Source organism: Streptomyces sp. IBSBF 2435 (assembly GCF_036815005.1).
GTDB lineage: Bacteria > Actinomycetota > Actinomycetes > Streptomycetales > Streptomycetaceae > Actinacidiphila.
In genome coordinates this window covers 1-24,254 of record NZ_JAJSYW010000009.1, presented here as the reverse complement: position 1 = coordinate 24,254, position 24,254 = coordinate 1, and the positions used below count along the sequence as shown (strand labels likewise).

Below are 24,254 nucleotides of genomic sequence, written 5' to 3'. Positions count from 1 at the left end.
GGCAACAGGCGTAGGGGTGGAGATACGGCATCGGCGCGCAGCCGGCGCCGCAGGAAAGGGAGGACCATATGGCACCCCGGCTCGGCCTGGATCACGAGAACCATGTGCTGGAGCAGTTCGAGGGGCTTGAGGGGCTCCCGGAGATTCCCCCGTACGACGAGATCGGGCCGGTCGACGCGCGCGCCCTGTCCAAGACCCTCTTCGCCCGCCTGCACGGGCTGGAGGAGGGCACCGAGGAGCACGCGTACGTCCGCAACACCCTGGTCGAGCTGAATCTCGCGCTGGTGAAATTCGCGGCCTCCCGGTTCCGCACCCGCAGCGAGCCGATGGAGGACATCATCCAGGTCGGCACGATCGGCCTGATCAAGGCGATCGACCGGTTCGAGCTGAGCCGGGGGGTCGAATTCCCGACCTTCGCGATGCCGACGATCGTCGGTGAGATCAAGCGCTTCTTCCGCGACACCAGCTGGTCGGTACGGGTCCCGCGGCGGCTCCAGGAGCTGCGCCTGGACCTGGCGAAGGCAGGCGACGAGCTGGCCCAGCAACTGGACCGCACGCCGACCGTGCGCGAGCTGGCCGCCCGGCTGGACCTGCCGGAGGACGAGGTCATCGAGGGCATGGCGGCGAGCAACGCCTACACGGCCAGCTCGCTGGACGCCCAGCCCGCCGAGGACGACCCGGAGGGCGCGCTCGCCGACCGGATCGGCTACGAGGCGCCCGAGATCGAGGGCGTCGAATACGTCGAGTCGCTCAAGCCGCTGATCGCCGGGCTGCCGCAGCGCGACCGGGCCATCCTGTCGCTGCGCTTCGTCGGCAACCTGACGCAGGCCGAGATCGGCGACGAGCTGGGCATCTCGCAGATGCACGTGTCGCGGCTGCTCACCCGGACGCTGTCACGGCTGCGCCGCGGGCTGCTCGTCGAGGAATAGGCCGCCGCCGGTGCCGCGTCCGCGCAGCACACCGTCCTTCCACACCGCCGCCGCCAGGGGCACTCCCGGGCGGTAGGCGAGGTGGACGTGGCTGGGCGCGTCGAGCAGCAGCAGATCGGCGCGGGCGCCCGGGGCGATCCGGCCGATGTCACTGCGCCGCAGAGCGCGCGCGCCGCCATAGGTGGCGGCGTGCACCGCCTCGTCCGGGGTCATGCCCATGTCGCGCACCGCCACCGCGATGCAGAACGGCATGGACGTGGTGAAGGACGAGCCGGGGTTGCAGTCGGTGGACAGTGCCACGGTGGCCCCGGCGTCGAGCAGCCGGCGGGCGTCGGGGTAGCGGGCACGGGTGGAGAATTCCGCGCCGGGCAGCAGCGTGGCCACGGTGGTGCCCGCGGCGTCGGCGAGCGCGGCGACGTCGGCATCGGTCAGGTGGGTGCAGTGGTCGGCCGAGGCGGCGCCCAGTTCGACGGCGAGCTGCACACCGGGGCCGTGGCCCAGCTGGTTGGCGTGCACCCGCGCGGTCAGGCCGCGGGACATTCCCGCGGTGAGGACGGCGCGGGCCTGGTCGCCGTCGAAGGCGCCGCGCTCGCAGAAGACATCGACCCAGCGGGCGTGCGGGGCGCACGCGTCCAGCATCTCGCCGGTGACCAGGGCGACGTATCCGGCCGGGTCGTCGGCGAATTCGGGGGCGACGACATGCGCGCCGAGATAGGTGACCTCGTCGGTGTGCCGGGCGGCGATCTCCAGGGCGCGGGCCTCGTCGCGGGTGGTGAGGCCGTAACCGGACTTGGTCTCCTGGGTGGTGGTGCCCTGCCCGAGCGCCTCGGCCAGGAGACGGGTGAGGGTGGCGGTGATGGCCGCGTCGGGGGCGGCGCGCGTGGCGGCGACCGTGGTGCGGATGCCGCCCGCGGTGTAGGGCCGGCCGGACATCCGGGCGGCGAATTCGGCGCCGCGGTCGCCGGCGAAGAGCAGGTGCGCGTGGGAGTCCACGAAACCGGGCAGCAGCGCCCGCCCGCCGGCGTCGAGCCGGTTGTCGGTGGCGGGTGCTTTGCTGGAAGCACCGACCCAGGCGATGCGGTCGCCGACGACGACGACGGCCGCGGGGCCGGGGATCAGCCCGAGGGGGTCGCTGCCGCCGGTCGTGGAACGGGAGGGATCGTTGGTGACCACAGCGCCGATGTTGGTGATGACCGTGCTGGTCGCCGTGCCGGTCGTCGTCATCTCCTGTGCTTTCACCGGCCGGTGCCGCGAGGCGGGGTCCGGGTCGGGTTACGGGTCGGGGTCCGGGTGTCGGGTGCGGGTCAGTCGCGGATGGCGCCGATCGCGGCGGCGAGCGCGGCCGGTACGTCCTGGACGAGCTGGTGCTGCCCGTCGCGGACGATCTGCCGTCCGCCCACCACGGTGTGCCGTACGTCGGCCGCCGTCGCGGCGAATACCGCGGTCTCGCCGGCCAGCCGGGGCGGCGGCCCCGCGGTGCGCACCGAGTCCAGCGCGACGGTGGTGAAGTCGGCGAGCGCGCCCGCCTCCAGGCGTCCCGCGTCGGGCCAGCCGAGGCTGGCGTGGCCGTCCTCGGTGGCCGCGCGCAGCAGCTGGGCCGCGGTCCAGTGGCCGCGGGTCCTGGCCCGGAGCCGCTCGTTCAGCTCCACCGCCCGCGCCTCCTCGAACATGTCGATGACCGCGTGGCTGTCGCTGCCCAGGCTCATCGGGCAGCCGGCGCGCCGCAATTGCGGTGCCGGGCCGATGCCGTCGGCCAGGTCCCGCTCGGTGGTGGGGCACATGCACACGGTGCTGCCCGCGCCGCCGAGCAGCGCGATGTCGCCCGCGGTGAGGTGGGTGGCGTGCACAGCGGTCGTATTGCGCCGCCAGAAGCCGGAGTCGGCCAGCAGCCGGGTCGGGCTGCGGCCGTGCAGCGCGAGGCAGGCGTCGTTCTCGGCGGTCTGCTCCGACAGGTGGATGTGGGTGGGCACTTCGGCGGTGCGCTCGGCGAGGAGCCGGTAGCCGTCACGGTCGGAGAAGGCCCGCACCGAGTGGACGGCGGCGCCGATCTTCGCGTGCCCTTCGCCCTTGAGCTGCGACCAGCGGTCGTACCAGCGGTCGGCGGTGCCGTCGCCGAAGCGCAGCTGCGGCCCCTCCAGCGGGCGGTAGGAGGTGCGGGTGAAACCGCCGTGCAGATAGGCGGTGTCCAGCAGGGTGATCCGGATGCCGGCCTCACCCGCGGCGGCGATCAGCGCCTCGCCCATGGCGTTGGGGTTGTCGTAGGGCGTGCCGTCGCCCTGGTGGTGCAGATAGTGGAATTCGCCGACGCAGGTGATGCCGGCCAGCGCCATCTCGGCGTAGACGGCACGGGCGAGGGTGAAGTAGCTGTCCGGGTCGAGCACCCGTGCGACGTCGTACATGACGTCGCGCCAGCTCCAGAAGGACGTCGGCGCCGACAGCGCGGTGCCGGCCCGTTCGCCGCCGGTCTGCGCCGCCCCCGCGCCGATCTGCGCGCTGCCGCGCAGCGCCCGGTGGAAGGCGTGGCTGTGGGCGTTGGCCAGGCCCGGCAGGGTCAGGCCGCGCAGCACGGCCGCGCCGGCGGGCGGGCGTTCGACTCCGGTGCGGACCTCGGCGATCCGGTCGTCGGCCACGGTCAGGGCGATGCCCGGTTCGGCGTGTGTGCCGAGCCAGGCGTGTTCCAGCCAGTACGTCACCTGCACGCGAGACCTTCCAATACGTCGGCGAGCGCGGACACTCCGGCGGCACAGTCGTCCTCGGCCGCGCTTTCTGCCGGGGAGTGCGAGACGCCGGTGGGGTTGCGTACGAACAGCATGGCGGTCGGGACGGCCGAGGAGAGGATTCCGGCGTCGTGTCCCGCGCCTGTCGGCAGAACGGGTACCCGCGCACCCGCTCCGAGCAGGGCAGCAAGGCGATCACGCAGCTCATGGGCGAACTCCACCACCGGGGTGAACGACTCGCGCACGACGCTCACCTCGACGCCGTCCCGGGCGCCGCGCTCCCTCGCCGCCTGCTCGATCGCGGCCACGACCTCGGCGAGGGTGTCCTCGTCCGCGGCCCGCGAATCCAGCCAGCCGCGGACCAGCGAGGCGATGGCGTTGACGCCGTTGGGCTCCACCGCGACCTTGCCGAAGGTGGCGAGCGCGCCGGCCAGCCGGGCCTTCTTCCTGGCGGCCAGCACCGTGTTGGCGTACGTCAGCATCGGGTCGTGGCGGTCGTCGAGCCGGGTGGTGCCGGCGTGGTTGGCCTCGCCGCGGAAGTCGAAGCGCCAGCGGCCGTGCGGCCAGATCGCCGAGGCGACGCCCACCGGCCGGTCCTGGAGGTCCAGGGCGCGGCCCTGCTCGACGTGCAGTTCCACGAAGGCGCCGACGCGGGCCAGCCGTTCCTCGTCGGGGCCGATCGCGGCCGGGTCCTGCCCGGCCTTCTCCATGGCCTGCGCGAGGCTCACCCCGTCGGCGTCGGTCAGCTCCCTGGCGTCCTGCGGGGCCAGCCGGCCGGCGGTCAGCCGGGACCCGACACAGGCCAGGCCGAAGCGGGCGCCCTCCTCGTCCACGAAGTTGACGACCGCGAGCGGCCTGCGCGGCCGGGCGCCGCGGTTGCGGATCTCGTCGAGGGCGGCGAAGGAGGAGACGACGCCGAGCGGCCCGTCGAAGGCGCCGCCGTCGGGGACGGAGTCCAGATGGGAGCCGGTGACCACCGCGTCGCCCGCCGCGGGATCGCCGAGCCAGGCCCACTGGTTGCCGTTGCGGTCGGTCTCGTACGCCAGCCCACGGGCCGCGGCCTGCTCGCGGAACCACTCCCGGCAGTCCGCGTCGGCCGGCGTCCACGCGTAGCGGCGGTAGCCGCCGGACCCGGCGTGCCGGCCGATCGCGGCCAGCTCCCGCCACATCGTGTGGAAGCCGGCGCCCGCGGCGCCGGGCGTCACGAGGATTCCCGCATCGGGACCCGGACGTCACGCTCGGCCGCGACCTCGGCGGCCCGGTCGTAGCCCGCGTCGACATGGCGGACGACGCCCATGCCCGGGTCGTTGGTGAGCACCCGGCGGATCTTCTCCGCCGCGAGCGGGGTGCCGTCGGCGACGGTGACCTGGCCCGCGTGGATGCTGCGGCCGATGCCGACGCCGCCGCCGTGGTGGATCGACACCCAGGACGCGCCGGAGGCGACGTTGACCATGGCGTTGAGCAGCGGCCAGTCGGCGATGGCGTCGGAGCCGTCGAGCATGGCCTCGGTCTCGCGGTAGGGGGAGGCGACGGAGCCGCAGTCGAGGTGGTCGCGGCCGATCACGATCGGGGCCTTGAGGGTGCCGTCGGCGACCATCTCGTTGAAGCGCTCGCCCGCCCGGTCGCGTTCACCGTAGCCGAGCCAGCAGATGCGGGCCGGCAGGCCCTGGAAGTGGACGCGTTCACCGGCCAGCTTGATCCAGCGGGCCAGCGACTCGTTCTCCGGGAAGAGGTCGAGGATGGCGCGGTCGGTGCGGTGGATGTCGCCTCGGTCGCCGGACAGCGCCGCCCAGCGGAAAGGGCCCCTGCCCTCGCAGAACAGCGGGCGGATGTAGGCGGGGACGAAGCCGGGGAAGGCGAAGGCCCGCTCGTAGCCTGCGAGTTGCGCCTCGCCGCGGATGGAGTTGCCGTAGTCGAAGACCTCCGCGCCCGCGTCCTGGAAGCCGACCATCGCCTCGACGTGCCGGGCCATCGACTCGCGGGCGCGCTGGGTGAATTCGGCGGGCTCGGCGGCGGCGTAGTCGGCCATGTCGGCGAGCTCGACACCCAGCGGGAGGTAAGCCAGCGGGTCGTGGGCCGACGTCTGGTCGGTGACGATGTCGATGGGCGCCTGGAGGGCCAGCAGTTGCGGCACCAGCTCCGCCGCATTGCCGAGGATTCCGATGGACAGCGGCCGGCGCGCGTCGCGGGCCTCGGTGGCCAGGCGCAGCGCGTGGTTGAGGGAGTCGGCGCGCACATCGAGGTAGCGGTGCTCGATCCTGCGGTCGATGGCGCGCGGGTCGGCGTCGACGCACATGGCCACGCCGCCGTTCATGGTGACGGCGAGCGGCTGGGCGCCGCCCATGCCGCCGAGTCCCGCGGTGAGGGTGATCGTCCCGGCGAGCGAGCCGCCGAACCGCTTGGCGGCGACAGCGGCGAAGGTCTCGTAGGTGCCCTGGAGGATGCCCTGGGTGCCGATGTAGATCCACGAACCCGCGGTCATCTGGCCGTACATCGTCAGGCCGAGTGCTTCGAGGCGGCGGAACTCCTCCCAGGTGGCCCAGTCGCCGACCAGGTTGGAGTTGGCGATCAGGACGCGGGGCGCCCACTCGTGGGTCTGCATGACGCCGACCGGGCGGCCGGACTGGACCAGCATCGTCTCGTCCTGCTTCAGGCCGCGCAGGGTGCTGACCATCGCGTCGAAGCTGTTCCAGTCGCGGGCGGCCCTGCCGGTGCCGCCGTAGACGACGAGCTTGTCGGGGTGCTCGGCCACCTCGGGGTCGAGGTTGTTCTGCAGCATGCGCAGGGCGGCTTCCTGCTGCCAGCCCAGAGCGCTCAGTTCCGTACCGCGCGGCGCGCGTACCGGCCTCGGTCCCGTCATCGGTGCGGCCTCCTCGTCATGGCAGTGAATATTCACATCCTGGCCAGCTGAATAGCCCTAGTCAACAAGCTCGCACCCGGGGCCGACGCGGTGGCGTCGCGCCCCGCCGGGATGGTGGGATGGCGTCCATGACGGACGAGGGGGCGGTACGCCGGGACGACGCGCTGCGGTCAGCGGTGGAAAACGGCCTGGTGAGCGAGGCGGAACCAGTCGTCGGACTGCTGGACACCGCCGGCATCCGGCAGGCGGCGACCTCCCTGCACGCGGCCTTCGCCACTCCCGGGGTGGCCGTCGAGCACACCTTCGCCGTGAAGGCCGCGTCCCTGGTACCGGTCCTGGCGCTGCTCGGGCAGTACGGGCTCGGCGCCGAAGTGGCCAGCCCCGGCGAACTCGCCCTGGCCCGCGCCGCCGGTATCCCGCCGCGGCGCACCGTGCTCGACTCCCCCGCCAAGACCACCGCGGAACTGCGCGAGGCGCTGGCCCTCGGTATCGCCGTCAACGCCGACAATCCGCAGGAGATCGCCAGGATCGACGCCCTGCTGGCCGCCGCGCCCTCCCCCTCCCCCATCGGGCTGCGGGTCAACCCGCAGGTCGGCGGCGGCAGCATCGACGCGATGAGCACCGCGACGGCCACCTCCAAATTCGGCGTGGCCCTGCGCGACCCGGGCGCCGAGGACTGGGTGCTGCGCACGTACACCGAACGCCCCTGGCTGAACCGCCTCCACACCCACACCGGCTCCCAGGGGGTGCCGCTGCCGCTGATGGCCGCCGGCGTCAGGGCCGCCTACGACCTTGCGGAACGGATCAACGCCGCCGCCGGCCGCCGGCAGGTCACCGTCCTGGACATCGGCGGCGGCCTGCCCGTCAACTTCGGCTCCGACGAGATCACGCCGACCTTCGGCGACTACGCCGACCTGCTGCGTACGGAGGTCCCCGGCCTCTTCGACGGTCGCTACGGCATCGTCACCGAATTCGGCCGCGCGCTGCTGGCCAAGCACGGCACCGTCCTGGCCCGGGTCGAGTACGCCAAGTCCGCCGGCGGCCGGGCCATAGCGGTCACCCACGCCGGCGCGCAGGTCGCCACCCGTACCGTCTTCGCGCCGGACTCCTGGCCGCTGCGGGTGCTCGCCCTCGACCCCGCAGGCCGCCGCAAGACCGGCGAGCCGGTAATCCAGGACGTGGCAGGACCCTGCTGCTTCGCCGGGGATCTGGTCGCCCGCGGCCGCGCCCTGCCCCGGCTGGACGCGGGCGACCATGTCGCGCTGCTGGACACCGGCGCCTACTACTTCTCGACGCACTTCGCCTACAACTCGCTGCCCCGGCCCGCCGTCTGGGCCTACACCGCCGGATCGGGCGCCGCGCCCGCATTCTCACCGGTCCGCCCGGCCCAGACCCTCGCCGACCTGCTCACCGAGAGCGGCGCGGACGTCCCCCCGCTCCAGCCGTAGCGCCGCCCTGGCAGCGGCTCAGCCCCGTCGGCGACGGGCGCCGCCGGGTGCGGCGTCCCCCGCGGCCGTGCCGGTGAGCTGGTAGGCGGCGGGGTCGCCGTCGGGGCGGACCCACAGCAGCGCGTCCCTGTCCCGTTCGATCCGCGCGAGCCGCAGCGACCTCGCGAACAGCCCGGCACCGAGGCCGGCGAGGAGCATCCCGCCCGCGCAGGGCAGGACGGCGGAGGAGGCCGCCGCCACGGCGAAGGCCGCGACGAGCCACCACCGGCGCCGCCGCGACCAGGCGCGGGCGGTGACCCTGCGGTCCTGGAGGAAGACCCCCTTCGCGGCCCTGGTCGCCGCCTCGGCGCGGGCGGTGTGCCGGCCGCCGCGTACGACGAACGCGGCCACCGCCGCGATGATGAAGAGGGCGGCGCCGGCGAGTACGCCGATCCGCCGTCCGGTGGGACTGAAGGTCACCGCGGTTCCGGGCACCGCCGCGACGACACCCAGCCACCACAGCCAGGTCCCCGCCGTCCGTACCGCCACCGCCACCCGCGCCAATGTGTAGGCCCCGCGCACCACGTCGCGCCTCCTCCCCGCCGTGTCCACCGCACGGCATCGCCTGACAAGTGCTGGGGAGGTTACTTCGCGATTCTCAGATTTTCGTTAAGACGTACTCGTCCGGCCGCACCGCGAACGGCCGGCGCCCTTCACTCCGCGAAGACCCCGCGCGCCGCGGCCTGCGTGTCGAACTCCTCCAGCCGCGCCTGCGCGTCCGGAAGTTCGTCGCACATCGACTCCAGCAGCACCCGGCCGAGCAGCATCGGCGCGCACGCGGTGTCGAACGCCAGGCCCGTCCCGACGGCGGCCGGCAGCAGCACGTCGCTGTGCGCGGCGACCGGCGCGAACGCGCTGTCAGCCACGGTGACCACGGTCAGCCCCGCCTCCTGCGCGTGGGCCAGCGCGTCGACCACCTCCCGCGGGTGCCGGGGCAGCGCGAAGCAGAGCAGCGCGCCGGCCCCCGCGCGCGCCGCCGCGTCGATCCGGTCGGCGAGCATCGTGCCGCCCTCGTCCAGCAGCCGCACGTCCGGGTGGACCTTGGCCGCGAAATAGGCGAACCCGCGGGCCTGCGCCCCGGCCGCCCGCAGCCCGAGCACCGGCAGCGGCACCGAGCCGGCGAGCAGCGCGCCGGCCCGGGCGACCGGCCCCGGGTCGGCGAGCAGCGCCGCGAGATGCCGCAGATTCTCGATCTCGGCGTGCACCGCCTGCTGGTACTCGTTGCCGCCCGCCGCGTCCGGCGCGGCGGACGACGGCACCTCGCGCAGGTGCTTGCGCAGCGCCGGATAGCCGTCGAAGCCGAGCGCCACCGCGAAGCGGGTCACGGACGGCTGGCTGACGCCCGCGAGTTCGGCCACCTCCACGCTGGACAGGAAGGGCGCGTCGACGGCTCTGCGCACCAGGCAGTGCGCGATCCTGCGCTGCGTGGGTGTCAGCCGGTGCGCCTCGAAGAGCTTCAGCAGCCGGCACGCGCCGCCGGTCGCGGTCCCCTGCTCGGCCCCGGCCGCACTACCCATCGCCGTTCATCCCTGACCCCGTCCACCGGCACTTATTCACTCGCCCAAGACTCTGCATGACGGTATGCAGTTCGGGCAAGAGCCGCGACCATGCCGGGCAGCGCCCGCCCGGGAGTGCCGGTCACTGGCTGCTGCCTCAGCGTAACCGAAAGGGCCGGACAGGTGATCGACACCTGTCCGGCCCTGTGGACAACCCGGCTGCCGCCGGCGAAGCAGCAGCTCAGCGCCGCCGGGACTCGTCCAGCTCCGTATCGTGTGCGTCACCGGTGCCGCCCGCTGTCGCGGCCCCGGCCTCCAGCGGCTCGGCCCGGTCGGCGTGCCCCGGCCACCAGGCCGCGTGACCGATCAGCGCGGTGAGGCTCGGCGTGAAGAACATCGCCATCACGAAGGCCGCCACCACGATGCCGAAGGCGACCGCGAAGCCCATCTGGGTCAGGAAGGCGTTGCCCGACAGCATCAGCGTGGCGAAGGTCGCCGCGAGGATCAGGCCGGCCGCGCCGATCGTCGGACCCGCGTGCCGCAGCGCCATGCTGGCCGCCTCACGCGGGTCGCGGCCTTCTCTGGCCTCTTCCCTGAGCCGCGCGATCATCAGGATGTTGTAGTCCGTGCCGATGGCGACCACGAACAGGTACATGATGATCGGCAGCAGGAAGATCAGCCCGTCGCCGCGGCCGAAGATCAGCACCGTCGCGCCGAGCGTCGCGCCGAAGCCGAGGCCGACCGACGCGATCAGGTACCAGGGCGCGACCACACTGCGCAGCAGCAGGCCCAGGATGACCATGATGAGCACCGCGGCCACCGGGAAGACCGTGCGGTAGTCGTGGTTGACGGCCGCGTTGATGTCCTTGAAGACCGACGAGGAACCGCCGACGTAGGCCTCGGTACCGGGCGGCGCGTTGTCGTGGGCGACGGTGCGGACGTCCCCGACCGCCTTGATGGCCTGGTCGCTCGCCGCCTCGTACTTGAGCGTCACGGTGAAGTTGGCCGTGGTCCCGGCCTTGTTCAGGTCGGTCTTCTGGTCGAAGGTGACGTCCGCGACCCCGTCGGCCCCGCGCAGCTTGTCGGCGTACGAGGTGAAGTCGGCCGGCAGCGGCTTGCCCGCGGTGCTGGTGAGGTAGACGTTGGTCGGCTCGGCGGCTCCGGCGGAGTACGCCGTGGACAGGGTGTCCTGGACGACCATCGACTCCTTGGTCTTCGGGATCGAGCCGGACGCCAGGTCGTAGGACGCCTTGTAGCCGAGGGTTCCGAGCGCGAGCAGCACCATCACCAGGCCGGAGACGATCGCCACCATTCCGGACCTGCGGCCGACCAGCTTGCCGATGGAGGCGAAGCGGGTGCCGGTGGGCTCCTGGTCCCACTTCTTGCCGGGCCAGAACAGGATGCGCGGCGGGATCAGCGAGCAGATCGCCGGGAAGAGCGTCAGCCCCGCCACCAAGGTGACGGCCACCAGGATGGCCAGGGCCGGGCCGAGCTGGGTGAGGAAGCCCAGGGTGGACAGCGCCAGCGCGCAGAAGGCGATGATGACCGCGCCGGCCGCCGAGGCGATGGCCTCGCCGACCCGGGTGACACTGTTGATCATCGCTTCCTTGGGTTCGTCACCCGCCCGCAGCCGTTCCCGGTAGCGGAACATCAGGAAGAGGAAGTAGTCGGTGCCGACGCCCAGCACCACCACGATCAGCAGCGCCGAGATCGAGCTGTTGGCCTGCAGTCCGAAGACCTTGGTGGCGTCGGCGATCAGGGCGTTGGCGACCGTGAAGACCACACCGACGAGCAGGATCAGCGGCATGACGGCGATCAGTGGGGACCGGAAGATGATCGCCAGCGTGATGATGATGATCAGCAGCGAGCCGATCAGCGCCACTGCGTCGGAGGTCTTGCCCGCGTCCTGCTGGTCGAGGTTCTGTGCGGCCTGACCGCCGACCTGCACCTTGAGTGCGGTGCCCTTGGCCAGCGCCGTGGAGTCGTCACGCAGCGCCTTCGCCGCATCGGCCTGCTTCGGCTGGCCTTGCGACTTCTTGTCCATCTGGACCAGCGCGGTGTCGAACTTGCCGTCCTTGGACGGCGTGCCGTCGGTCACCTTCTGGACCTGGTCGATCTTCTTCTGACCGAGTCCCTTGGTGATTTTGGCGATGTCGGCCTTGTCGGTCGCCGTCAGCTTGCCGTGGTCGGCCCGCTCGTACAGGACGATCGCGGACGGGCTGAAGGCCGAGGGGAAGGCCTTCTCCTGCAGGTCCATGGCCTTGATGGATTCATAGCTGCTGGGCAGGAAGCTGCTCTCGTCGCTGTTGGACGGCAGGCTCGGCGCCGTCGCGATGATCGCGACGGCCGCGATCACCCACGCGACGATGGTCCATACGGGATGGCGGACGACTGTGCGTCCAATGCGGTGGAACATGCGGTGCTGCCTCCATGGCAGGACGTATCACCGCCACCCGTCGGAGCGGGACCGGGGTATCGGCGACCCGGGCGGCCGGGGCGGGCCGCCCGGTTGGTGCGGGCATCGTGTCTGAGGCTTGAGCTTACTTGCCGCCCGGCTAGGAGCAACCCCGGGGTCGGGTGTCCCACGCCACCGGGGCGACCCGTCCGAGCAGGCCTGTTGCCCTAAGCCCTACCCCGGTCAGGCCGGAGGCAGCAACCGCTTTTGGGGCTTGCCCATGGCATTGCGCGGCAGTTCGGCGAGGAAGCGGACCGTGCGCGGCCGCTTGTGCACCGACAGTCGCGACGCGACGAAGTCCGTCAGCTCAGCGGCGCTCACACCGTCTGCCACCACATAGGCGACGACTTCCTGCCCCAGGTCCGGATGCGGCGCCCCGACGACGGCCGCCTCCCGCACCGCCGGATGGTCGAGCAGGGCGTTCTCCACCTCGCCCGCGCCGATCCGGTAGCCGCCGGACTTGATCAGGTCGGTCGAGGCCCGGCCGACGATCCGGTGCGTGCCGTCCGCCCCGATCGCCGCGATGTCGCCGGTACGGAACCAGCCGTCCGCGGTGTACGACGCCGCCGTCGCTTCCGGCCGCCCCAGATAGCCGTCGAAGAGCGTGGGACCTTTCACCTGGAGTTCACCGACACCGTCGACGGCGTCGGCGATGCGGGTGGCGATGCCGGGCAGCGCGGTGCCGACCGCGCCCGGCGTACGCGCGCCCCCGGCCCGCGCGCTCACGGTGATCAGCGTCTCCGTCATGCCGTAGCGCTCCACCGGCGCCTGGCCGGTCAGCGCCCGCAGGTCGCGGAAGACGGGCGCGGGCAGCGGCGCGCTGCCCGACACCAGCAGCCGCGCGCCGGCCAGCGCCCTTGCCGCGGCCTCGTCGCGCGCCACCCGGTGCCACACCGTGGGCACCCCGAAGTAGAGGCTGCCGCCCGCCGCCGCGTACGCCTGCGGGGTGGGCCGGCCGGTGTGCACCAGCCGGCTGCCGGTGCGCAGGGCACCCAGGACGCCGAGCACCAGGCCGTGGACGTGGAACAGCGGCAGTCCGTGGACCAGGGTGTCCTCCGCGGTCCATTGCCACGCCTGCGCCAGTGCGTCGAGGTCGGCCGCGATGGCCGCGCGCGAGATCAGCACGCCCTTGGGCGGCCCGGTCGTCCCCGAGGTGTAGAGCACCAGGGCCGCGCCCCGGTAGGTGCGCCCGTGGGACGCGTTCGCGTGGCCGGGCGGCGGAACGGCGGACACCGGGAAGTCCGCGCGCTCCGCGAAGTCCACCGGCACGACCTCGGCGCCGGAGTCCCGCAGGATGTGCTCGCTCTCCGCGGGACCCGCGTCCGGCGCGAGCGGCACCACGGGCACCCCGGCGAGCAGTCCGCCGACCACCGCCGCCACCGTCTCCAGGGACGCCGTGGCCCTGACCGCGAAGGCCTCGGCCCCCGCCACCCGCCTGGCGACCGCGCCGGCCGCTCCCAGCAGGTCCCCGTACGAGCAGCTCCGCCCGTCGACGGTCACCGCGTCCGCCCGGTCGGCGCCCCCGTGAAGGGCGGTCAGCAGCGGTACGTCGGCCATGGAATGGTCCTCCTCCGGACGGCTGGCCCCCGGGAAAATCGGGGGCTAACCCCAGTGTCGCCCACCTGCCGGGCTCTCTACCGTGAGCGTATGGACGCCCGCGACCCGGAACTCAGCAAAGAACTCTCCGCCACCTTGCAGGCCCGCAAGGATCTGGGAGCGGAGTACGAGTCGGAACTCATCGACTCGTTCATCGAGAAGGTGACAGAGCGCGTCGACAGGCGTGTCGAGGAGCGGGTGCGCCGCGAACTCGCTCAGCAGCAGACGTCGTTGGCCCGCGCCGACCGCCGCCCGATCGGCCCGCCGCAGCCCAGCGCGCGGTTCGCCCGCTACGGATTCGCCGGTTTCACGCTGATCCTGGCGATCCCGCTGTCGGCCATCGGGGTGGCGAACGCCGGCACCGCGGGGCTGTTCATCAGCTGGGCGGGCATCATCGGGGTGAATCTCGTCCAGGGACTGACCAACGTGCTCGCGTCGAGGCACCGCCAGGACGGCGACTGAGCGCCGGTTGCGGCGAAGCCGCCGCACATGGCCGCGGGGGGGGGGGGGGGGGGGGGGGGGGGGGGGGGGGGGGGGGGGGGGGGGNGGGGCCGCCCCCCCCCCCCCGGGGGGCCCCCCCCCCGCCGCCCGCCCCCCCCCCCCCCCCCGCGTGCGCCGAGGTCGCGGACGCCGTGAGCGGACAACGTTAATCGCGGGGACCGCCGCACCCCCGGAGCGAGTCCGGAGGGCGGGACGACGGCGGTCCCCGCGAGGGACGCGAGCCGGGTCAGGACCGGGCTGGCGCGTCCAGGTCACCATGGAGTCCGGGAGCCGCTCCGGAGGTCCTTGGCGCCGTTGGTGTGCCGTCCGGGCCGGTGGAGTACCTGCCCTTTCGACAACACCCAATCTGCCGGACGCGTGTTAAGTCCGTGCTGCGCGTACGTGTCGTGGGTGTACCAGTTCCGCGAATCTCCGCCGACCGGGCGGCGGGACCGCCGCGGCGGCCCGCCGGGCGGCTCAGGCCCCGCCGTGCCCGGCCAGGAAGGCCAGCAGGTCCTGGCGGCTGACGACGCCGGACGGCTTGCCCGCGATCAGCACGATCGCCGCGTCCGCGGCCTCCAGCACGGTCATCAGGCCGGCGACCGGCTCGCCCGAGCCGACCTGGGGCAGCGGCGGGGACAGGTGCTTGTCCAGCGGGTCCTCCAGGGTGGCGCGCTTGGAGAACAGCGCGTCCAGCAGATCCCGCTCCACCACCGAGCCGATCACCTCGGCCGCCATCACGTCGGGGTGGCCGGCCCCCGGCCTGACCACGGGCATCTGCGAGACGCCGTATTCGCGCAGCACCTCGATCGCCTGGCCGACCGTCTCGTCCGGGTGCATGTGGACCAGCTGCGGCATCCCGCCCTCCTTGTGCGCGAGGACGTCGGCGACGCGCGCCTCGCCCTCGCTCTCGTCGAGGAAGCCGTGCGAGCTCATCCACACATCGCTGAAGATCTTCGACAGATAGCCGCGGCCGCTGTCCGGCAGCAGGACGACGATCACGTCGTCCGGGCCGAGCCGCTCGGCGACCTTGAGCGCCGCCACGACCGCCATCCCGCACGAGCCGCCGACCAGCAGGCCCTCCTCGCGGGCCAGCCGCCGGGTCATCTGGAAGGAGTCCTTGTCGGAGACGGCCAGGACCTCGTCGGCGAGGTCGGGGTCGTAGGCGCCCGGCCAGAAGTCCTCACCGACGCCCTCGACCAGGTACGGCCGCCCCGAACCGCCGCTGTAGACCGAGCCCTCGGGGTCGGCGCCGATGACCTGGACCCGGCCCTCGCTGATGTCCTTGAGGTAGCGGCCGGTCCCGGAGATGGTGCCGCCGGTGCCGACGCCCGCCACGAAGTGGGTGATCCGCCCGTCGGTCTGCTGCCACAGCTCGGGTCCCGTGGACTCGTAGTGCGACAGCGCGTTGTTGGGGTTGCTGTACTGGTCGGGCTTCCAGGCGTTCGGGGTCTCGCGCACCAGGCGGTCGGACACGTTGTAGTACGAGTCCGGGTGCTCCGGGTCGACGGCCGTCGGGCAGACGACCACCTCGGCGCCATAGGCCCGCAGGACGTTGATCTTGTCCGTCGAGACCTTGTCAGGACAGACGAAGATGCAGTGGTAGCCCTTGCGCTGGGCGACGATGGCCAGGCCCACACCGGTGTTGCCCGAGGTCGGCTCCACAATGGTGCCGCCGGGCTTCAGCTCGCCGCTGCGCTCCGCGGCCTCGATCATGCGCAGTGCGATGCGGTCCTTCACCGAACCGCCGGGGTTGAAGTACTCGACCTTGGCCAGGACGGTCGCCTGAATGCCCTCGGTCACACTGTTCAGCTTCACCAGCGGGGTGTTGCCGACGAGGCTGATCATCGAGTCGTGAAACTGCACCGTAGTGTCTCCGGGTTCTCCGTGATGGTGGGGTCAGCCTAGGTGCTGCGCGCGGACCGGAGCGAAACACCGACGTCGGCGTTGCCCGGGGTGTCGTTCTGGGCAAGCAGGATCTAGTACCGGCTAGTACACAGGAGGTGAGCGGGCTCGATGTCGAGGGCGAGGGTGGCACGGCGGATCGTGACCGCGGCGGCGTTCGGCGGTGGCGGGGTCAGCCTGCTGGGCGGAGCCGCGCTCGGTCTGGTGCTGGCGGAGGTCCGGCTGGCCAAGCGGGTGGTCGGCGGCTCGGGGGACGTACCGCCGCGGGCGGACGGCCGGTACGGTTCCGCGTTCGCGCACCGCACCGGGGAGCCGCCGCTGCGGCTGGTCTTCCTCGGCGACTCCACGGCCGCGGGGCAGGGTGTGCACCGGGCCAGGGAGACGCCGGGCGCGCTGCTCGCCTCGGGCCTGGCGGCGGTCGCGGAAAGACCGGTGAAGCTGGTCAACGTCGCACAGCCGGGCGCCCAGTCCGACGATCTGCCCCGCCAGGTGGCGCTGGTCCTGGACCCGGCGGCGCCGCCGCCCGACGTGGCGGTGATCATGATCGGCGCCAACGACGTCACCCACCGCATGCCGCCGGCCACCTCGGTCCGGCTGCTGTCCGACGCGGTGCGCCGGCTGCGCGCGGCCGGCGTGGAGGTGATCGTCGGCACCTGCCCCGACCTGGGCTCCGTCGAGCCGGTCTACCAGCCGCTGCGCTGGCTGGCCCGCCGGATGAGCCGCCAGCTGGCCGCCGCGCAGACCATCGCGGTGGTGGGGGTGGGCGGGCGCACCGTCTCGCTCGGCGACCTGCTGGGGCCGGAGTTCGAGGCCAGGCCGCGCGAGCTGTTCGGCCCGGACAATTTCCACCCCTCTGCCGAGGGCTACGCGACCGCCGCCATGGCCGTACTGCCGACGCTGTGTGCCGCGCTGGGCGTGTGGCCGCAGACCGACGAGCGGCCGGACGTCCGGCGCGGCGAGGGCTTCCTGCCGGTCGCCCAGGCGGCGGCCGAGGCCGCCGCGGAGGGCGGCACCGAGGTCACCGCGGCGCGGGACACGGCGTCGGGGCCGCGCGGGCGCTGGGTGCTGATCAAGCGGCGCAGGCGGCGGCTGCTGGCGCAGGAGCATCCCCAGCCGGACGCCGGGGACGCGGAAGGGCCGCGGGGCGCGGACGAGGAGGGCGCCGCGCACCGGTCGGCGTAGCTCCCGGCGGACGCGCGCCGGCCGGTACCGCTCCCGCCGCGGTGGGGTACGGGCGTAGCATCGCGGGTAAGCAAGCGCTCAGAAAGTAGTCCGCATCACAGCGGCCGCCCGGTGACTCGCTGCGATACGTACGGGTAACTTTCCAGAGAGTCCGCGGCCGTGTGCCGGGCGCCCCGGGTCGCCGGGACGCGCGCATCCCCGCGGCACCGCCCGCAGCACCACGCACCACGTCCGCCCGCAGCTCGCCGAGGAGTGTCGCGATGCCCGAAGCCGTCATCGTCTCTGCCGCCCGTTCGCCCATCGGCCGCGCCTTCAAGGGGTCGCTCAAGGATCTGCGCCCGGACGACCTGGCCGCCACGATCATCAGCACGGCGCTCGCCAAGGTGCCGCAGCTCGACCCGCGCGACATCGACGACCTGATGCTGGGCTGCGGACTGCCGGGCGGCGAGCAGGGCTTCAACCTGGCCCGGATCGTCGCGGTGCAGATGGGCATGGACCACCTGCCGGGCTGCACCGTCACCCGCTACTGCTCCTCGTCGCTGCAGACCACCCGGATGGCGATGCACGCCATCAAGGCAGGTGAGGGCGACGTCTTCGTCTCGGCCGGCGTCGAGATGGTGTCGCGGTTCGTGAAGGGCAACTCCGACACCCTGCCCGACACGATGAACCCGCTGTTCGGCGACGCCGTCGCGCGCACGGCCGCGCGGGCCGAGCAGAGCGGGGCCGGCTGGCACGACCCGCGCGAGGACGGGCTGGTGCCCGACGCGTACATCGCGATGGGGCAGACGGCCGAGAATCTGGCGGCGCTCAAGGGCGTCACGCGGCAGGACCAGGACGAATTCGGCGTGCGGTCGCAGAATCTGGCCGAGAAGGCGCTCGGGAACGGCTTCTGGGAGCGCGAGATCACCCCCGTGACGCTGCCTGACGGCACCGTGGTGGCCGCGGACGACGGTCCCCGGCCGGGAGTGACCATGGAGGGCGTCCAGGGCCTCAAGCCGGTCTTCCGGCCCGACGGCACCGTGACCGCGGGCAACTGCTGCCCGCTCAACGACGGCGCGGCCGCGCTGGTGATCATGTCCGACACCAAGGCGCGGGAGCTGGGCGTCACCCCGCTGGCGCGGGTGGTCTCCACCGGCGTGTCGGGGCTGTCCCCCGAGATCATGGGCTACGGCCCGGTCGAGGCCTCGCAGCAGGCGCTGCGGCGGGCCGGGATGGCGATCGGCGACATCGACCTGGTCGAGATCAACGAGGCCTTCGCCGCCCAGGTCATCCCGTCCTACCGCGACCTGGGCATCGACCTGGACCGGCTGAACGTCAACGGCGGCGCCATCGCGGTCGGCCACCCGTTCGGCATGACCGGCGCGCGCATCACCGGGACGCTGGTCAACAGCCTGCAATTCCACGACAAGCAGTTCGGCCTGGAGACCATGTGCGTCGGCGGCGGGCAGGGTATGGCCATGGTCATCGAGCGGCTTTCGTGACACTCCGCCGCCAGGTGACTGCGTACACGTAGTTGTGATGTAAGTCGCAATCAAATCGCCCCCGGGACGTGACTTTTCCCGGGGGCGGTGCCTTTTTGCAGGTCAACCGTCTGTACAAAAACCGGACAGGCTCCCAGACCTACTCAACTCATGCTTTTACGCACTGCGGAGGCCCGGGGTTTACCGGCACAGTGAGGTGAGGGGAAGTTTCGTCCAATGCCCCAGTGGGCATTGCTCGGGTCGCGTCAGTCGGGAGAACGTCAGTGAGTGCCAACTTCACCGTCCTGCTGGTCGCCGCGGGGCTTGCCGTGGCGGCGGGTTCCGCCGCCATACTGTCCGCCCGCGGTGTGCGCCGCGAGCTGTCCGCGCTGCGCCGGGACCTGGCCGGGGCGTGCGTGCCGGGGCAGCGTGTCCCGGCCGGCGACATCAGGGCCGCGGTCGCCGACGCCCTCGCCGACGAGCGGGAGCGCGAACTGGCCGAGGCCCGCGCCTTCTGGGCCGAGCAGGAGGCCCGCGAGACCGCCGGCGACGCGCCCTTCTTCCGCGGCGGGCTCTCCGGCACCGGTACGGACGGCACGCTGCCCGGCGGCGACTACGAGGTGCCGCCCGTCCTGCCCTACCTGCCCCGGCAGGCCGACTTCGCCGGCCTCGACGGCGGCTTCGACGCGGGACTCGAATCCGACGCCGCCGAGGCGCCTGAGGCGACCCTGCCCGCGCCCGGCACGATCCCGCACCCCTCGGGGCCGGAATTCGCGCCGTCCCCGGTCGTCGCCTCGCAGGACCAGACCGCCGACCGGCTCGCCGACCTCGCCGACGGCCGGGTGCCGCTGTCCGACGTCCGTCCCGGCCCGCTCGGCACGCTCGACGTCTACGTCTTCGCCGACGGCACCACGCTGTGCATGACGCCGGGGCACCGGGAGACCGCACTGCGGCTGTGCGACGCCCTGGACCGGGGTGATGTGCCGGTGCTGCGCGGCGGCTCCGCGATAGCCGGCGCCTATGCGCTGACCTTCGCCTTCGGCGAGGAGAGCGTCTATGTGCTGGCCGACCGGGTCGTCGCCTCGCTGTGACGCCGCGGCTCGTCTAGTCCACCGCCCTGGCCGCCCGCGCCACCCGCTCGCGCGCCTCTGCCAGGAGCGCCCGGTGCTCGGGCGGCGTCGCCACCGCGAGGAATTCGCGCCCGGCGAGGGCCAGTTGGTCGCCCACCACGAAGACGCCGTCGTCCGGCATCACGTACGGCTCGCGCCCGGGGAATTCCAGCAGCTGCGCCTCGCGGTCCAGCCAGCGCGCCAGTTCGAGGCCTGTGGCCGCCGCGCCCGCCTGGAGCCTGCGCTGCGGAAGTGCCCGCAGGCGTCCCGCGAGGCGTTCGAGTGCGGCATTCAGATCGGTGCGCTCCGGCATGGCGCGACCCTATCGGGGTACGGGAGTCACCCTCGCACCCATATCCGCCGCCCGGGATGGTTGCCAACGACCGGCCGCTCGGGCACGGTGGGGTGACCGGACCACAGACCGGAGGCGCCGATGTCCCAAACGCATTTCTCCGAGGAAACCCACCGGAATCTGCTCGACCGCATCCCGCACTGCACAGGCCGCGAGGTCAGCGACTGGCTGTCCGACCTCGCCGACGGGCCGTCGTTCTTCCGCTTCGACGAGAAGGTGAGCTGGCTCCGCAGCGAGCACGACCTCTCCTACGGCTACGCCAAGGCCCTCGTCCACGAGTACGACCTGCGGCGGGCCGCGCGCAATCTGCTCTGACCCCCTCCACCACGCCGTCGGGCTGCCCGGAAGCGGTGCTTCCGGGCAGCCCGTACGTCCATGTGCCCGCCGGGCGCGGCGGGCAGGGCGTCAGTCGCGCAGGATCGCGATCAGCCGCAGCAGTTCCAGATAGATCCACACCAGCGACAGCGTCAGCCCGAAGGCCGCCAGCCACGACTCCCGCCGCGGAGCGCCGCCGCGGATGCCGTCCTCGACCTGCTTGAAGTCCAGCGACAGGAAGAACGCGCCCAGCGCGATGCCGAGCAGGCAGAAGACGATGCCGAGCGGGCCGGTGCGCAGCCCCAGGCCGTCGGAGCTGCCGAAGGCGGCGAAGACCAGGTTGACCACCATCGCCAGGACGAAGCCGACCGCGACGGCCAGGCCGATCCGCTGATAGCGCGCGGTGACCCGGATGATCCGCGCCCGGTAGGCGAAGAGCATGCCGGCGAAGACCGCCATGGTGCCCAGCACCGCCTGGACCGGGGCGCCCTGCCACGCCTCGTTGTACGCCCGGCTGAGCACTCCGAGGAAGACGCCCTCGAAGACCGCGTAGCCGAGGATCAGCGCGGGTACGGGCGTGCGCTTGAACGCCTGCACCATGGCCAGCACGAACGCGATCAGCGCCGCGCCGACCGCCAGGCCGGTGTTGTCGGGCAGCGCGACCCAGCCGAGGACCGCGCCGACGACCACGGTGCCGAGCGTGATGCCGGTACGCATGACGACGTCGTCGATCGTCATCCGGCCGGTCTGCGCGGGGCCCGCGGCGGGAGCCGCGTACGCCTGCTCCAGGTTCTCGGCGGTGAGGGACTGCGGCTGGTCGTAGGGATTGCGCGGCGCCTGCGCGTACGGGTTGCCGCCCTGCGGGCCACCGGGCACGCCTTGGGTGCCCTGCGCCCCGAAGCCGGCGTAGTCGTTCCCGCGGGTGAAACCCCGCCGGGAGAAGACCGGGTTGCTGCTCCTCATCTCACTCCTCCATGGCCGCGTCCTGCAGCTCTGCGTCAAGAGTAATGGCTTGGCAAAAAAGAGGCCGCTCCGAGCGGTGACCTTCCCCCGGATGCCGCTCCGCACGCATCGTCCACCAGCGCGCCCCCCGTACGCGTGACGTGCGCTTCGGCACGTCGGCGCAATACGCGGTGGACGGCGGCGCCCCAGCGCGGTATCACTGAGGAGTGCAGACGAACACACGTTCGAAATCCAGGGAGCAGGCCATGGCACGCCCCGACCACACCCGCGCCCTGCACGCGGCGCTGCTGACCGCCGCCCGCGGCCTGCCCGTCATTCCGCTGTCCCGCACCAAGCTGCCCGCCGTCCGCTCCCCGCACCGCGACGAGCCGCGGTCCGCCGCCATGTGCCGCGGCGAATGCGGCAGGCCCGGGCACGGCGTGCACGACGCGACCACCGACCCGGCCCGTATCCGCGCCCTCTTCGCCGTCGCCCCCTGGGCCACGGGCTACGGCGTCGCCTGTGGCCGCGGGCCGCACCATCTGATCGGCCTGGACCTCGACGTGAAGCACGGCGCCGACGGGATCGGCGCGCTGCGCGCCCTGGCCGAAACGCACCGCTTCGCCGTGCCCGGGACCGTCACCGTGCTCACCCCGAGCGGCGGCCGTCATCTGTGGCTGTCCGCGCCGGGCCCGGTCCCCAATTCGGCCGGCCGGCTGGCCCCGGGCATCGACATACGCGGCGAAGGCGGTTACGTGGTCGGGCCCGGTTCGCGTACGGTGGCCGGCCGCTATCTGCTCGCCCCCGGCGCCGCCGGGCACCCCCTTGCCGCGGCGCCCGCGGCGCTGCTGCGGCTCGCCGCTCCCCCGCCGTCGCCGTACGACCGGCAGCCCAAGCACGCGGCAGGGCCGCGGCATCCCGCCGAGAAGCGGGCCGCGGCCCTGGTGCGGTTCGTGCTGGATTCACACGAAGGAGAACGCAACGGCCGGCTGTTCTGGGCCGCCTGCCGCGCCTATGACGCCGGTCTGGGCGACGCGCTGGCGCCGGCCCTGGTGACGGCCGCGGTGCACACCGGGCTGAGCGAGCGCGAGGCCGCCGCCACGGTGGCGTCGGCCGGCCGGCTCCGCGCCGCCCCGCACCGGTGATGCGGGGCGGCACCTTGGGAGCCCGCCGTCAGGCGAGCACGCGCTGGTGGAGTGCGGTGACCGCCTTGCGGGCCGAACTGAAGGCCCCGTGCTGCCAGGCGTCCATGTAGCTGAGCCAGTCACCGGCGAAGTAGACGTGGCCGGCGGGTTCGTTGAGCGGCTTGTAGCGTGCCGCGTCCGGGCCGCCGGGGGTGCTGTGCCAGGCGGCCTCCTGGTAGGGGAACTGGCGCCAGTGGTGGGAGAAGGACGTGGCCAGTTCGCTGCGGTATTTCTCCCCGTAGATCTTCACGCCCGCCGCCACGGCCCGCGCCTCGCGGTCCTTGGGGCTGAGCTGGGCGTAGGAGTCCGCGCGGGAGCCGGTGTTGTAGTAGCCGATCATCACACCGCGCTCGCCGTGGAAGCCGTAGGACGGGTGCCAGATGTGGGTGACGTCGAGGTCGGTCTCGGTGATGCCGCCGTAGATCCGGTGGTCGGTCTCCCACCAGCGGGAGCGGTATTCCAGGCCGATCTTCCCGGCCGAGGAGGGCGTGATGGCCTGCAGTGCCGACTGGACGCCGGGGCCGAGGTTGTGCGGGACCTTGGCCAGGATGTTCGGCGGCATGGCGGCGACGCAGTAGTCCGCGTCGACGACCTTCGTCCGGCCGCCCTGGGTGTACGTCACGCTGACACCGTGCGCCTTGTCGGTGACCTGGGTGACGGCGCAGCCGGTGCAGACCTTGTGGGTCCCGATCGCCCTGGCCAGCGCGTGCGGTATCCGGTCCATGCCGCCGACGGGCTGGAACATCAGCATGGCCTGGTCGAATTCGAACTCGAACGCGAAGTAGCGGCCGACTCCCGAGGCGAAGATCTCGGAAGCGGCGGGCACATCGGTGTTCACGACTCCCGGAGTGCCGGCGGCGGCCGGCCAGACGGAATAGCCGCGGCGGGAACTGCCGGTGTAGTCCAGCGTATTGCCGAGGTCGCCATAGTCCTTGAGGAATTCCATCAGGCGTTCCCGGTCGGTCTCGGTCAGGGCCTCGTCGAGGGCACCCTGGTCGGACGCCTTGGCCAGGAGTTCCGTCACATAGCCGAACACATCGGCCTTGGCCGCGCGGTAGCGCATCGGCGCGGTCATACCGGCCGACTCGTTGTAGAGGTAGGTGTCCGCGTTGACGTTGGTGAAGACCTCGATGGGCACGCCGAGTTCACGGCAGTAGTCGAGGGTGATCATCCACTGGGCGATACGCGCGGGACCGGCGTTCATGTACTGGCCGTCGGAGAAGCGCGCGGTCTGGCGGTTGCCGTACAGGTCGGTGGTGCTGTCGCCGCCCCTGACGGTGAAGTTGCGGCCCCCCGGCCGGTCCCGCGCCTCCAGGATCGTGCAGTCGTAGCCCGCCTTGCCGAGTTCGTACGCGGTGGTGAGGCCCGCGATGCCGCCGCCGAGCACGACCACCTTGGCGGCGGCCCTCCCGGTGAGGTGGAAGTCGCCCCGGCGCGGGGCACGGAAGGCCGCCTCGCGGGACGCCGCTTCTGCGGTGGGCGTGAGGCCGAGCGCCCCCATGGTGGCGAGCATCGCGCCCGCCCCGCCTGTCGCGCCGACGGCACGCAGGAAGGCACGTCGATTGAACTGGGTCATCTGTCATGTCCCCTTTCACTACTGGCGCAGCGGACTTTCCCAGCGCGGCGTTACGCGTGATCGTTCAGCGCGTGTCAGCGCTGTAAGGGGAAGCTCTGCCCGGTGACCGCTACAGGGGTCGGCGCCGCAGGCGCGGGGACCGCACGACCGGCCGGAACGGCGGGCAGCGGCATGGCGGGGACAGGTGGGGGAAGGCGCGGGAAGCCGCG

At 72.7% G+C, this 24,254-nt stretch carries 20 protein-coding genes; 8 read left to right on the top strand and 12 right to left on the bottom strand.

Annotated features, from left to right (window positions below; all coding sequences use genetic code 11):
* The first annotated feature begins 68 nt into the window (after positions 1-68).
* Positions 69-929 carry an RNA polymerase sigma factor SigF gene (locus V7E46_RS03335; protein WP_333766982.1) on the top strand — a complete coding sequence of 287 codons (861 nt, stop codon included), beginning with the start codon at positions 69-71 and terminating at the stop codon, positions 927-929.
* On the opposite strand, the gene hutI is transcribed toward V7E46_RS03335, so the two are convergent.
* The 4 genes from hutI to hutU form a co-directional block, all read right to left on the bottom strand.
* Positions 894-2,153: an imidazolonepropionase gene (hutI, locus tag V7E46_RS03330; RefSeq protein ID WP_333766981.1), complete on the bottom strand. Its 1,260-nt coding sequence runs from the start codon at positions 2,151-2,153 to the stop codon at positions 894-896. The genes V7E46_RS03335 and hutI overlap by 36 nt on opposite strands.
* Before the next feature lie 80 nt (positions 2,154-2,233).
* Positions 2,234-3,628, bottom strand: coding sequence for a formimidoylglutamate deiminase (locus V7E46_RS03325; RefSeq protein WP_333766980.1), 1,395 nt, complete (start codon positions 3,626-3,628; stop codon positions 2,234-2,236).
* A complete protein-coding gene (locus V7E46_RS03320; RefSeq protein ID WP_329182538.1) occupies positions 3,619-4,815 on the bottom strand; it encodes an allantoate amidohydrolase in 1,197 nt (398 codons plus the stop codon). Before V7E46_RS03320 ends, V7E46_RS03325 begins: the two co-directional genes overlap by 10 nt.
* 32 nt (positions 4,816-4,847) lie before the next feature.
* Positions 4,848-6,506, bottom strand: coding sequence for a urocanate hydratase (gene hutU, locus V7E46_RS03315; protein WP_333766979.1), 1,659 nt, complete (start codon positions 6,504-6,506; stop codon positions 4,848-4,850).
* A gap of 128 nt (positions 6,507-6,634) precedes the next feature.
* Here hutU and V7E46_RS03310 point away from each other — a divergent pair, with 128 nt between their 5' ends.
* On the top strand, positions 6,635-7,954 hold the full coding sequence (locus V7E46_RS03310; protein ID WP_333766978.1) for a diaminopimelate decarboxylase: 1,320 nt from the start codon (positions 6,635-6,637) through the stop codon (positions 7,952-7,954).
* Between the two features lie 18 nt (positions 7,955-7,972).
* On the opposite strand, the gene V7E46_RS03305 is transcribed toward V7E46_RS03310, so the two are convergent.
* The 4 genes from V7E46_RS03305 to V7E46_RS03290 all read right to left on the bottom strand — a co-directional run bounded on the left by V7E46_RS03305 (position 7,973) and on the right by V7E46_RS03290 (position 13,501).
* The gene (locus V7E46_RS03305; RefSeq protein ID WP_333766977.1) at positions 7,973-8,518 is read right to left on the bottom strand and encodes a hypothetical protein; all 546 of its coding nucleotides are present in this window, start codon (positions 8,516-8,518) and stop codon (positions 7,973-7,975) included.
* 128 nt (positions 8,519-8,646) lie between these two features.
* Positions 8,647-9,510, bottom strand: a complete 864-nt coding sequence (locus V7E46_RS03300) for a MurR/RpiR family transcriptional regulator (RefSeq protein ID WP_333766976.1) — start codon at positions 9,508-9,510, stop codon at positions 8,647-8,649.
* A 220-nt stretch (positions 9,511-9,730) separates the two neighbouring features.
* The gene (locus tag V7E46_RS03295; RefSeq protein ID WP_333766975.1) at positions 9,731-11,905 is read right to left on the bottom strand and encodes an MMPL family transporter; all 2,175 of its coding nucleotides are present in this window, start codon (positions 11,903-11,905) and stop codon (positions 9,731-9,733) included.
* A 222-nt stretch (positions 11,906-12,127) separates the two neighbouring features.
* Entirely contained in the window at positions 12,128-13,501 is a 1,374-nt protein-coding gene (locus V7E46_RS03290; RefSeq protein WP_333766974.1) for an AMP-binding protein, read from the bottom strand.
* Positions 13,502-13,591: 90 nt separating this feature from the next.
* On the opposite strand from V7E46_RS03290, the gene V7E46_RS03285 reads away from it, so the two are divergent.
* Complete coding sequence (locus V7E46_RS03285) at positions 13,592-14,002, top strand: hypothetical protein (protein ID WP_329178459.1); 411 nt, start codon at positions 13,592-13,594, stop codon at positions 14,000-14,002.
* 495 nt (positions 14,003-14,497) lie between these two features.
* Here the strand turns inward: V7E46_RS03285 and V7E46_RS03280 are convergent, their stop codons facing one another.
* Complete coding sequence (locus V7E46_RS03280; protein WP_333766973.1) at positions 14,498-15,886, bottom strand: cystathionine beta-synthase; 1,389 nt, start codon at positions 15,884-15,886, stop codon at positions 14,498-14,500.
* Between the two features lie 150 nt (positions 15,887-16,036).
* Here V7E46_RS03280 and V7E46_RS03275 point away from each other — a divergent pair, with 150 nt between their 5' ends.
* The 3 genes from V7E46_RS03275 (at position 16,037) to V7E46_RS03265 (ending at position 19,658) form a co-directional block, all read left to right on the top strand.
* Complete coding sequence (locus V7E46_RS03275) at positions 16,037-17,107, top strand: SGNH/GDSL hydrolase family protein (RefSeq protein ID WP_333766972.1); 1,071 nt, start codon at positions 16,037-16,039, stop codon at positions 17,105-17,107.
* Positions 17,108-17,367: 260 nt separating this feature from the next.
* Positions 17,368-18,588 (top strand): acetyl-CoA C-acetyltransferase, encoded by a 1,221-nt coding sequence (locus V7E46_RS03270; protein WP_333766971.1) that lies wholly within the window; start codon positions 17,368-17,370, stop codon positions 18,586-18,588.
* Positions 18,589-18,851: 263 nt separating this feature from the next.
* Positions 18,852-19,658 (top strand): hypothetical protein, encoded by an 807-nt coding sequence (locus tag V7E46_RS03265; RefSeq protein WP_333766970.1) that lies wholly within the window; start codon positions 18,852-18,854, stop codon positions 19,656-19,658.
* Between the two features lie 13 nt (positions 19,659-19,671).
* Here the strand turns inward: V7E46_RS03265 and V7E46_RS03260 are convergent, their stop codons facing one another.
* A complete protein-coding gene (locus V7E46_RS03260) occupies positions 19,672-19,989 on the bottom strand; it encodes a hypothetical protein (protein ID WP_333766969.1) in 318 nt (105 codons plus the stop codon).
* Positions 19,990-20,109: 120 nt separating this feature from the next.
* On the opposite strand from V7E46_RS03260, the gene V7E46_RS03255 reads away from it, so the two are divergent.
* Positions 20,110-20,343 carry a DUF4287 domain-containing protein gene (locus V7E46_RS03255; RefSeq protein WP_329178450.1) on the top strand — a complete coding sequence of 78 codons (234 nt, stop codon included), beginning with the start codon at positions 20,110-20,112 and terminating at the stop codon, positions 20,341-20,343.
* Positions 20,344-20,433: 90 nt separating this feature from the next.
* Here the strand turns inward: V7E46_RS03255 and V7E46_RS03250 are convergent, their stop codons facing one another.
* Positions 20,434-21,306: a Bax inhibitor-1/YccA family protein gene (locus V7E46_RS03250; RefSeq protein WP_333766968.1), complete on the bottom strand. Its 873-nt coding sequence runs from the start codon at positions 21,304-21,306 to the stop codon at positions 20,434-20,436.
* Between the two features lie 245 nt (positions 21,307-21,551).
* On the opposite strand from V7E46_RS03250, the gene V7E46_RS03245 reads away from it, so the two are divergent.
* Positions 21,552-22,430 carry a bifunctional DNA primase/polymerase gene (locus V7E46_RS03245; protein WP_333766967.1) on the top strand — a complete coding sequence of 293 codons (879 nt, stop codon included), beginning with the start codon at positions 21,552-21,554 and terminating at the stop codon, positions 22,428-22,430.
* A 28-nt stretch (positions 22,431-22,458) separates the two neighbouring features.
* Here V7E46_RS03245 and V7E46_RS03240 read toward each other — a convergent pair whose 3' ends face one another.
* Positions 22,459-23,982 carry a flavin monoamine oxidase family protein gene (locus V7E46_RS03240; RefSeq protein ID WP_333767014.1) on the bottom strand — a complete coding sequence of 508 codons (1,524 nt, stop codon included), beginning with the start codon at positions 23,980-23,982 and terminating at the stop codon, positions 22,459-22,461.
* Positions 23,983-24,254: the final 272 nt, after the last annotated feature.